At 58.5% G+C, this 8,981-nt stretch carries 9 protein-coding genes and 1 pseudogene; 6 read left to right on the top strand and 4 right to left on the bottom strand.

Annotation, left to right across the window (positions count from 1 at the left end):
* Positions 1-127 precede the first annotated feature (127 nt).
* From BRX37_RS25445 to BRX37_RS25430, 4 genes and pseudogenes are all read right to left on the bottom strand, one after another.
* Positions 128-352: pseudogene (locus BRX37_RS25445) on the bottom strand (transposase); the annotation flags it as partial.
* 176 nt (positions 353-528) lie between these two features.
* Positions 529-1,176 carry an ABC transporter ATP-binding protein gene (locus BRX37_RS25440; protein WP_125990234.1) on the bottom strand — a complete coding sequence of 216 codons (648 nt, stop codon included), beginning with the start codon at positions 1,174-1,176 and terminating at the stop codon, positions 529-531.
* Entirely contained in the window at positions 1,173-1,970 is a 798-nt protein-coding gene (locus tag BRX37_RS25435) for an ABC transporter permease (protein WP_125990233.1), read from the bottom strand. The genes BRX37_RS25440 and BRX37_RS25435 overlap by 4 nt, the downstream gene beginning before the upstream one ends.
* Before the next feature lie 2 nt (positions 1,971-1,972).
* The gene (locus tag BRX37_RS25430) at positions 1,973-3,136 is read right to left on the bottom strand and encodes a KpsE/RkpR family capsule polysaccharide export protein (RefSeq protein WP_125990231.1); all 1,164 of its coding nucleotides are present in this window, start codon (positions 3,134-3,136) and stop codon (positions 1,973-1,975) included.
* A gap of 333 nt (positions 3,137-3,469) precedes the next feature.
* Here BRX37_RS25430 and BRX37_RS25425 point away from each other — a divergent pair, with 333 nt between their 5' ends.
* The 6 genes from BRX37_RS25425 to BRX37_RS25400 are packed head-to-tail and all read left to right on the top strand — an operon-like array spanning position 3,470 to position 8,771.
* Positions 3,470-4,456, top strand: coding sequence for a polysaccharide biosynthesis/export family protein (locus BRX37_RS25425; protein ID WP_318276956.1), 987 nt, complete (start codon positions 3,470-3,472; stop codon positions 4,454-4,456).
* Between the two features lie 33 nt (positions 4,457-4,489).
* A complete protein-coding gene (gene rfbC / locus BRX37_RS25420) occupies positions 4,490-5,053 on the top strand; it encodes a dTDP-4-dehydrorhamnose 3,5-epimerase (RefSeq protein WP_125990227.1) in 564 nt (187 codons plus the stop codon).
* 4 nt (positions 5,054-5,057) lie between these two features.
* Positions 5,058-6,131: a dTDP-glucose 4,6-dehydratase gene (gene rfbB, locus BRX37_RS25415; protein WP_125990225.1), complete on the top strand. Its 1,074-nt coding sequence runs from the start codon at positions 5,058-5,060 to the stop codon at positions 6,129-6,131.
* A complete protein-coding gene (gene rfbD / locus BRX37_RS25410; RefSeq protein WP_125990223.1) occupies positions 6,128-7,015 on the top strand; it encodes a dTDP-4-dehydrorhamnose reductase in 888 nt (295 codons plus the stop codon). The genes rfbB and rfbD overlap by 4 nt, the downstream gene beginning before the upstream one ends.
* Before the next feature lie 23 nt (positions 7,016-7,038).
* Positions 7,039-7,908 (top strand): glucose-1-phosphate thymidylyltransferase RfbA, encoded by an 870-nt coding sequence (rfbA, locus tag BRX37_RS25405; RefSeq protein ID WP_125990221.1) that lies wholly within the window; start codon positions 7,039-7,041, stop codon positions 7,906-7,908.
* Between the two features lie 44 nt (positions 7,909-7,952).
* Positions 7,953-8,771 (top strand): class I mannose-6-phosphate isomerase, encoded by an 819-nt coding sequence (locus tag BRX37_RS25400; RefSeq protein WP_125990219.1) that lies wholly within the window; start codon positions 7,953-7,955, stop codon positions 8,769-8,771.
* The last annotated feature ends 210 nt before the right edge of the window (positions 8,772-8,981 follow it).

Genomic DNA, 8,981 nt, shown 5'->3' with positions numbered 1-8,981 from the left:
TTTTGGCATTGGGCCCTCGGCGCTGACGGAGGCCATGGGCATGCTCAACCACCATTTCGCAGCAGCCGCCTGATCGGCGCAGAGCGACAGCCTACCTCTGACTGCCGCCAATCTTTGCAACAGAGCCGGACAGCGAATACAACGCCTGTAGAACCAAGATTTTGAACATCAGCACCGGATCGAACGGCGGCCGTCCGCCCTTGTTACGAGGACCACGGCGCAGCGCGGCCACCAGCGGTCCCCGGAATAGCTCGAAGTCCACCACCGCCGACAACCGCTCCAGCGGATCGCCTGCCGCGCTCAGCGCCTCATATCGGTCCGAAAGATCAAAGAAACCCGGCTGTCCTGCCATTTCTGCCTCCGCCACAGCGTCGGCGAAGTGAATCAAATCTACCCCCCAAAGGCCAGCGTTTTTCGAGGCGTCCAGCTCGCCGCCTAATATCAACCCCAAAACGAGGCCCGCACTCCGCTAATTTACGCCGCGAGTTGTGCCAAATGTTCTGACGACGGACAGTCTTCCTCGGCCGACTATAGGCCGGAATATATACTGATGGCTAGATCGACATCATCGTAGGCAATCGCTTTACCGTTATCGATGATGATCGCCTTGTTACAAAACTGTCTCATGAAATCAGGGCTGTGTGAGGCCACAACCATCGCTCTGTCCTGTCGCTTGTCAAACATCTCGACCTGACATTTGCGCTGGAAGCTCTGATCGCCCACCAGAATGATCTCGTCGATTAGGTAGCAATCGAACTCGATCGACAGAGAAAGGGCGAAAGCAAGGCGAGCCCGCATACCGGAGGAGTAAGTTTTGACAGGCATTTTTAGCTGCCTACCGAGCTCTGTGAAATCCTCTACGAACCGGCTGACATCAGCATAGTCGCGCTGATAGATTCGCGCGATGAATCGAGCATTGTCATAGCCGGTCAAACTGCCTTGAAACCCTCCAGCGAAACCCAGCGGCCAAGATACTGACATCTGACGAACGATTTTGCCTGAACTAGGCAACTCTACTCCGCCGATAAGCTTTATGAGAGTGCTCTTTCCTGCGCCGTTGCGGCCCAGTAAAGCAATCCGTTCGCCTCGTTTGATGGTGAGATTGACGTCATCAAAGACCCACTTGCGTTCGCTTCCATGGGTATAGGATTTCGCAATATTGCTGCAGGTAATCATTCGACGGTCAATATCCGGCGGACGTACCGGCACAAGATAAGGCCGATCACTGCTGCCACTGCTGAACAGGCGATAGGGTTCCAGATATTATAATACACCGTTACTTGTTCGCCCCAGATACCTTTTCTCATCATCTCCATACCGTTCACGAATGGCGACAAAAGAAGAAATTCTCTGGCACTCGGAGTTACCCATGACACCATATAAAACAGACCGGAAAATGGGATCATGATATAGGTTGTAACTGGTATGAACTTTTCCATCGCTTCGGATATTTCAGAGAGAGGAGCAATAATAAGGCATAATGAAAAGCAGAATGAAGAATATAAAAACCAGCCTGAAATCAATAGTCCAAAATCGGCGGGTACAGGAAATTCACCGAAGATCATCAATATAATTGCCATGAACAGATAAGCCATCATGCCGCCTAGAAACTCGATGATGAATCTAGCTAAAATGAAATCGACGATTTTGATCTGCCGATGATAGAGAAGACTCTGATTTACGGTAAAAACAGCTACACTGCGTGCTACACCATGGCGAAATAGGGTAATGGGTATGTAACCTGTCGCCACGAAAGCGATCACGCCGACGCCATGCTCGGTAGCGCCATGTGTGAAGTGCCATAAAGCACCGACCAATCCGGCAAACAGCAAAGGCTCCGCCATGATCCAGAGAAAGCCGATATTTTCTCGACCAAATCTGGTGATGAGTTCGCGGATCATCAAGGCGTGGATCACGCGGACCTGAACTGCCCAACTAATGCGAAGTTTTTGGAAGCCGCTGCTTACCATCTTCAATCTTCCGGTGCGTGCTCGAGAATGCCGACTGTAAACATCCAGATGATGAAATAGAGGCACAGTGATGCAGCGAATACGATCAGGATATTGATGAAGCGTTTGGGCAGCAGCGGGGTGTCGGGGGTGTTGGGATCGACTACACGTTCCAGATAGAATTGCTGGCGCAACGCCTCAGCGCGAGCCTGGACCAACGCCGCGTTTGCAGCGTTCAGGCTCTCAGTCGCAAATTCTTGTTCCACCAACAGATTTTCATATCCACCCAGCTTGGAGGCTATGCCGCTGCCCGTGCCCACGACCCGGTTGTCCTGCGAGGCAATCTGGACCGAGATTGCTCTGATCCGGTTACGCAGTGCCGGGATAGACGGATTATTGGGCGTCAGGCGTTGCATCAGGTCCAGTTGCGCCTGAAGCGCGGCGCGCTCCCCGATCATAGTGTTGGCGATTTCCAGCACACCGCCCGCCTGCTTTTCGGGGTCGATTAGCGCTTTCGAGTTGCGGTACTGGGCAAGAGCGATGCGTGAATTCCTAGCGCGCTGCGTGGCGAGATCGACCTGGCGTTGCGCCTCTGCTATGCCTTTGGTGCGGGAGCGTTCGTTGAGGCGGTTGACCAACCCTTCGCTCAGGTCAAGCAACTGCTTGTTGATGACATAGGCATCCTGCGGGGTGAAGGCTTCGACCTTGATGACCGCGGTTCCCGCTTCGGTGTCCATGCGCGCATCGATCCGCTTGCCATAATATTTGAACAGGCTTTCAAAGCTGTTGTTCGAGAATGGCTGAGGGAAACGGCTCAGGATATCGGCTTGCGAGGTCGAGAACTTGTCTCGGACATCGACGCTCTTTTCCAATGCCTTAAGGGCGTCTCGCGAGCGAACATAGGTTAATACTTCGTTCGTCTGCTCCTGACCGCCCGACAGGCCTGACGTCTGGACTAGGTTGGCAAGGGTCGAAGTCTGGCCACGTTTCTGATCAGGGCTTTTGATGACAAACCTGGATTCCGAAATATAGATATCCGAAGCGATCAGGCCATAATAAAGCGTCGCCAGCAAAGTCGGCAGGGCGACAAAGATCAGGAACCAGCGCCGCTTTTTCAGCCACTGCAACAAGGCGGAATGCTGGGCCGGGGCGTCGGCCTCGACAGGAAAAGAGGGATTGACGTTCATAAATCTGCGCGGCGCCTTCAAGCGGACATAAGCGATCTTGCGCTAGGCCAACATGGGCAAAGGTGCAAGGCCAAGCGTCATATGTTGCCGCAGGTGTGAGAGGAACTATTGTTCATTCTCCGATCGGGATGCTAAGGCGTCCGCTGACAAGTGGCTGCCTTTCGAGACTTACAATAGATGTACATGAAGAATAGCGTATATTTGGCCCTGTTCGCGGGCCTTACCGGTTGCGCCACACTGCCTTCCAGCGGTCCTACAGGCAAGCAGATCGAGAGATCTGCGATCGCGCCTAAGGAAGGCTCGCCCATTCAATTGGTCCAGATCCATTCCGCGATGGAAATACCTGCCGCCGTCGACATTGCTGCGCCCGCGGCAAGCCTGCCGGTTCAGGCGCAGACGCCAACTGACATGGTGGGGCCGGGCGACGTTCTGGACATCAACATATACGAGGCGGGCGTCACCCTGTTTTCCGGCGGAGCCAATGCTGGCGGGACGGCCCAGATGATGGTCAATCCCGGCGTGCAGGTTCAGAAGCTGCCGCCTACGCGCATCGACGATCTGGGCGACATCACCATACCCTATGCCGGGACTCTTCATGTCGCGGGTCTGACCACCGGTAAGGTCGAGGAGATGATCCGTAATTCGCTGAGCCGACTGTCGCAAAACCCGCAGGTTCTGGTGACGATGGATCAGGCGATCACCAATTCGATCATCATCGGCGGGGAAGTGGCCAAGCCGGGTCGGCTCGTACTACAGACCAACCGGGAAAGCCTGTCTGACGTGATCGCTTTGGCCGGTGGCTATCGCGGTAGTTCGAAGGATCTGATGGTCCGCATCATGCGCGGTACCTCCAGCGCAGACGTGCGCGTCAACGACATGGTCGAGAATCCGGCGCTCGACGTGCGTATCCATCCTGGCGACCGGCTGATGCTGGTGGACGATCCGCGGACCTACTCCATCCTGGGCGCATCGGGTCGCGTGGAACAGGTGCCTTTCCGCCGCTCGTCGGTCTCATTGGCCGAAGCGGTGGCGACCGCCGGCGGCACCAATCCTAATCTTGGCGATCCTGCCGCCATCTTCCTCTTCCGCTATGTGCGCGATGCCGAAGGGCGGGAGGCGCCCCGGGTTTATCATCTCAACATGATGCAGACCGGCGCTTATTTTCTGGCCCAGAAATTCACCATGCAGGACAAGGACGTCCTCTATTTCGGCAATGCTGCCGCCAATCAGCCAAGCAAGCTTGTCCAGCTTATCAGCCAGCTATTTTCGCCAGTGCTGACCGTAACAAGCGCGGTGTCGGTGATCCAGAACAGCAATTGATGAGATAAATTGCTTCTTAATGAAGAGGGTAATGTGGAAGTTCAGAATTACGATATCGCCGGCGTCACGCTTCTCATTCCCCGCCATATCGGCGACGAGCGCGGCTATTTCGCGGAGACCTTCCGCGCTGATCTGTTTGCGCAGCATATCGGTGAATACGCCTTCGTGCAGGATAATGAATCTCGCAGCGCCCGCGTGGGTACTATCCGCGGCCTGCATTTCCAGAGCAATCCCCATGCGCAGGGCAAGCTGGTGCGCTGCACTGCGGGCGCACTGTTCGACGTCGCCGTGGACATCCGTGCCGGGTCGCACACCTACGGCCAGTGGGTCGGTGAGACGCTGACCCCAGACAACGGCAAGCAGCTATGGGTGCCGCCGGGCTTTGCGCACGGCTTTTGCTCGCTCGAGCCCGATACGGTCATCGCCTACAAGGTGACGGACTATTACAGCGCCGAATGCGACAAGGGTCTGGCCTGGGACGACCCAGCCATCGGCATCGTCTGGCCTGACGCGGCGGAGGCCGACACACTTTCGACCAAGGACCGCAAGCAGCCGCTTCTGGCCGACCTTCCTGCCTATTTTACTTGGAGTGAATAAACCCATGCGCGTGATCGTTACCGGCGGCGCCGGCTTCATCGGTTCGGCCCTTGTCCGCTATCTGGTGCTCGACAAGGGCTATGACGTTCTCACCATCGACGCACTTACCTATGCGGGCTGCGAAGCATCACTGAAGGAAGTCGAAGGCAAGAATAACCACCAGTTCCTGCACGCCAATATCTGCGATCGCGCGGCGATGGACGCGGCGATCGCGAGCTTCAAGCCGGATCGCATCATGCATCTGGCCGCTGAAAGCCATGTCGATCGCTCGATCACCGGTGCGGCCGATTTCATCCAGACCAACGTGGTCGGCAGCTTCACCCTGCTGGAGGCTGCGCGCGCTTACTGGAACGGGCTGGAGGGCGATGCCAAGACGGCGTTCCGTTTCCTCCATGTCTCGACCGACGAAGTCTATGGCTCGCTCGGCGATGAAGGCCTGTTCGAGGAAACCACCCCTTACGATCCCAGCTCGCCCTATTCGGCGTCCAAGGCCGCGTCCGATCATCTCGCCAAGGCCTGGCAGCGCACCTACGGCCTGCCGGTGGTGGTGTCGAACTGCTCGAACAATTACGGGCCGTATCACTTCCCCGAGAAGCTGATCCCGCTCACGATTCTCAATGCCCTCGCAGGCCGCAAGCTGCCGGTTTACGGCAAGGGCGAGAATATCCGCGACTGGCTTTATGTCGACGATCATGCCCGCGCGCTGGATATCGTCATCGAGAAGGGCGAGCCGGGCGAGACATATAATGTCGGCGGCCGCAACGAGCGGAAGAATATCGATGTCGTGCTGCGCATCTGCGCCGTGCTGGACGAACTGGTCCCGACCGACAGCCCGCGCGCCGAGCTTATCGAATATGTGACCGATCGTCCGGGCCATGACGCCCGCTACGCCATCGACGCGACTAGGCTGGAGGATGAGCTGGGCTGGAAAGCGCAGGAGAATTTCGACAGCGGCATCGAAAAGACGGTGCGCTGGTATCTGGAAAACCAGTGGTGGTGGCAGCCGCTGCGCGACCAGTATGACGGCCAGAGGTTGGGGCTGGAAAAGGCCGAGCCTGCCGCCACGGTGCCTGCATGAAGATTGCTGTCACCGGCGCGGTCGGGCAGGTCGTCACCAGCCTGATCGAACGGGGCGCCGCCGCCGGGCATGATGTCGTCGCGATTGGGCGTCCCGATCTCGACCTCGCCGACCCGGCTTCGGTCGTTCGCGCGCTGGAGGCTGCCGCCCCAGACGTCATCGTCTCGGCCGCCGCCTATACTGCGGTGGACAAGGCCGAAACCGAAAGCGACCTTGCCCACGCCGTCAACGGCGCGGGCGCGGGCGCAGTGGCGCAGGCGGCGAAAGCGCTGGGCGTGCCGCTCATCCACATTTCGACCGATTATGTGTTCGACGGCACATCCGACCGTCCCTATGTGGAAAGCGATCCGACCGGCCCGACGGGCGTCTATGGCGCGTCGAAACTGGCGGGCGAACAGGCGGTGCTGGACGGCCATGACAATAGTGCAGTGCTGCGCGTGGCATGGGTTTACAGCCCGTTCGGCGGTAATTTCGTCAAGACCATGCTGCGTCTGGCGGGGGATCGCGACGAATTGGGTGTGGTCGGCGATCAGATCGGCAGTCCGACCAGCGCGCTCGCCATCGCGGACGGCATCATCCAGGTGGCTACCAATATGGTATCTGATAGTAGCCCTGAGCTACGCGGCATCTTTCACATGGCCGCGCAGGGCGAAGCCAGCTGGGCCGATTTTGCGGAGAGTATTTTTGCGGCCTCTGCGGCGCGTGGCGGCCCGTCGGCATCGGTACGCCATATCGGCACGGCCGATTATCCCACGCCCGCCACCCGGCCCGCCAATTCACGGCTCGACTGCGGCCTGATCGCCCGCGTCCATGGCGTAAGGCTGCCGGACTGGCGTACATCGCTGGATGATGTGATGGAACGCCTGCAACTGGCAAACAACTGATTATCTTGAGGGACTATAAGGGCATGAAGGGTATCATTCTCGCCGGGGGCAGCGGTACGCGCCTCTATCCGATGACGCTGTCGACCTCGAAACAGCTCATGCCGGTCTATGACAAGCCGATGATCTATTATCCACTCAGCACGCTGATGCATGCGGGCATCCGCGAAGTGCTGATCATCTCCACCCCGCGCGACCTGCCGGCTTTCCAGTCGCTGCTGGGCGACGGTGCGGCTTGGGGTATGACCATTGAATATGCGGAACAGCCCAGCCCCGATGGCTTGGCGCAGGCCTATATCATCGGTGCCGATTTTGTTGCGGGTCAGCCTTCCGCGTTGATCCTTGGCGACAATATTTATCATGGCCACGGCCTGCCGGAAATCCTCGCCAGCGCTTCGTCGCGCACCAGCGGCGCGAGCGTCTTCGCCTATCATGTTAACGATCCCGAACGCTATGGCGTGGTGAGCTTCGATGACCATATGAGGGCCGTCACGATTGAGGAGAAGCCGGAACAGCCGAAATCCAACTGGGCAGTCACCGGCCTCTATTTCTATGACGAACAGGTCGTGGACATCGCCGCCAACATGAAGCCTTCGGCGCGTGGCGAACTGGAAATCACTGACGTGAACCGCGTCTATCTGGAGCGCGGTAACCTGCACGTCGAAATTATGGGCCGCGGCTATGCTTGGCTCGACACCGGCACGCCCGACAGCCTGCTCGACGCCGCCGAATTTGTTCGCGTCCTTGAAAAGCGTCAGGGCTTCAAGATCGCAGCACCCGAAGAAATCGCTTTCCGCCAGGGTTTCATCGATGGGCCGCAGCTGGAAAAGGCAATCGGCAAGCTCGGCAAGTCGGATTATGGCCGCTACCTGCGCGCTATCTTGACCGAAGGCTGATCTGACGGCTTGAACCCTGCCCCATGGAAACGGATAGTTACGGGATGCTGATGCAAAAGCTCGTTCCCCATTATGTTGAAAAACCATGGGGCAGGACCGACCTTCCCGCCATCTTCGCGGCTGCGGGCGCGGGTCGCCAGATCGGCGAAGTCTGGTTCGAAAGCGGCGACGGGCGCGACCTGCCCTTGCTGGTCAAATATATCTTCACCAGCGATCGCCTCTCGATCCAAGTCCATCCCGATAACGCACAGGCCGTGGCCAAAGGACTGCTGCGCGGCAAGGAAGAGATCTGGTACATCCTCGACTGTGAACCCGGCGCCACGCTGGGGATTGGCCTCACCGCCCCCATAACCCCCGACCAGTTCCGCGCGGCGGCGCAGGACGGGTCGCTGGAACAATGGATCGACTGGAAGCCGGTGCAGCCGGGCGACTGCTATTTCATCCCGGCGGGCACCGTCCACGCGATTGGCACGGGCATCACGCTGGCGGAGATCCAGCAAAATGCCGATGTCACCTATCGCCTCTATGATTATGGCCGCCCGCGCGAACTGCATCTGGACGATGGCGTCGCGGTCAGCCGTCTGGCGCCCTATGATCGCACGCTGACGCAGGCGCCGCTGGGCAGCGACACCCGCCTGATCGGCGCCGACGAAGCTCCCTTCTCGCTCGACCTTGTTCACTGGACCGAAGGCCACAGCGTCAGCGTGCCAGATGGCAAGCAGATGTGGTTCACGCCCCTGAGCGGCGCTGGCACGGTCAATGGCCTGTCCTGGGAAAAGGGCGACTGCCTGCTGCTGGAGGGCGACTGCGCCTTCACCCTGACGGCAGGGCCGGTCTCCGCCCTGCTCGCTATCCCGCGCTGATCGGGCTGCCACAGACCGCTCGCCAGTAGTCATGCATGGGGCGCCGACCGAAAGATTTTGCGGTCGTTGCGAGCGGCCAAAAGTGGCTCTGAATCACTTTTGCTGCTGGTGATGGTATCCTTCCCCCGCTTTACTGGGAGGATCTGTCATGAACGGGCGATTTCAACGAGCGCGTCTTGCCCCTGAAGGCTTTGCGGTGGTGTCGCTGCA

It is taken from the genome of Sphingomonas sp. S-NIH.Pt3_0716, assembly GCF_003950715.1.
Lineage (GTDB): Bacteria > Pseudomonadota > Alphaproteobacteria > Sphingomonadales > Sphingomonadaceae > Sphingobium > Sphingobium yanoikuyae_A.
Note: the sequence above shows the minus strand (reverse complement) of the source record. Positions and strands in the feature narration are given on the sequence as shown.

Coding starts and splice junctions, on each gene's coding strand:
- BRX37_RS25440 (WP_125990234.1), bottom strand. CDS start 1,176: ATGATTACCTGCAGCAATATTGCGAAATCCTATACCCATGGAAGCGAA.
- BRX37_RS25435 (WP_125990233.1), bottom strand. CDS start 1,970: ATGGTAAGCAGCGGCTTCCAAAAACTTCGCATTAGTTGGGCAGTTCAG.
- BRX37_RS25430 (WP_125990231.1), bottom strand. CDS start 3,136: ATGAACGTCAATCCCTCTTTTCCTGTCGAGGCCGACGCCCCGGCCCAG.
- BRX37_RS25425 (WP_318276956.1), top strand. CDS start 3,470: ATGGAAATACCTGCCGCCGTCGACATTGCTGCGCCCGCGGCAAGCCTG.
- rfbB (WP_125990225.1), top strand. CDS start 5,058: ATGCGCGTGATCGTTACCGGCGGCGCCGGCTTCATCGGTTCGGCCCTT.
- rfbD (WP_125990223.1), top strand. CDS start 6,128: ATGAAGATTGCTGTCACCGGCGCGGTCGGGCAGGTCGTCACCAGCCTG.
- rfbA (WP_125990221.1), top strand. CDS start 7,039: ATGAAGGGTATCATTCTCGCCGGGGGCAGCGGTACGCGCCTCTATCCG.
- BRX37_RS25400 (WP_125990219.1), top strand. CDS start 7,953: ATGCTGATGCAAAAGCTCGTTCCCCATTATGTTGAAAAACCATGGGGC.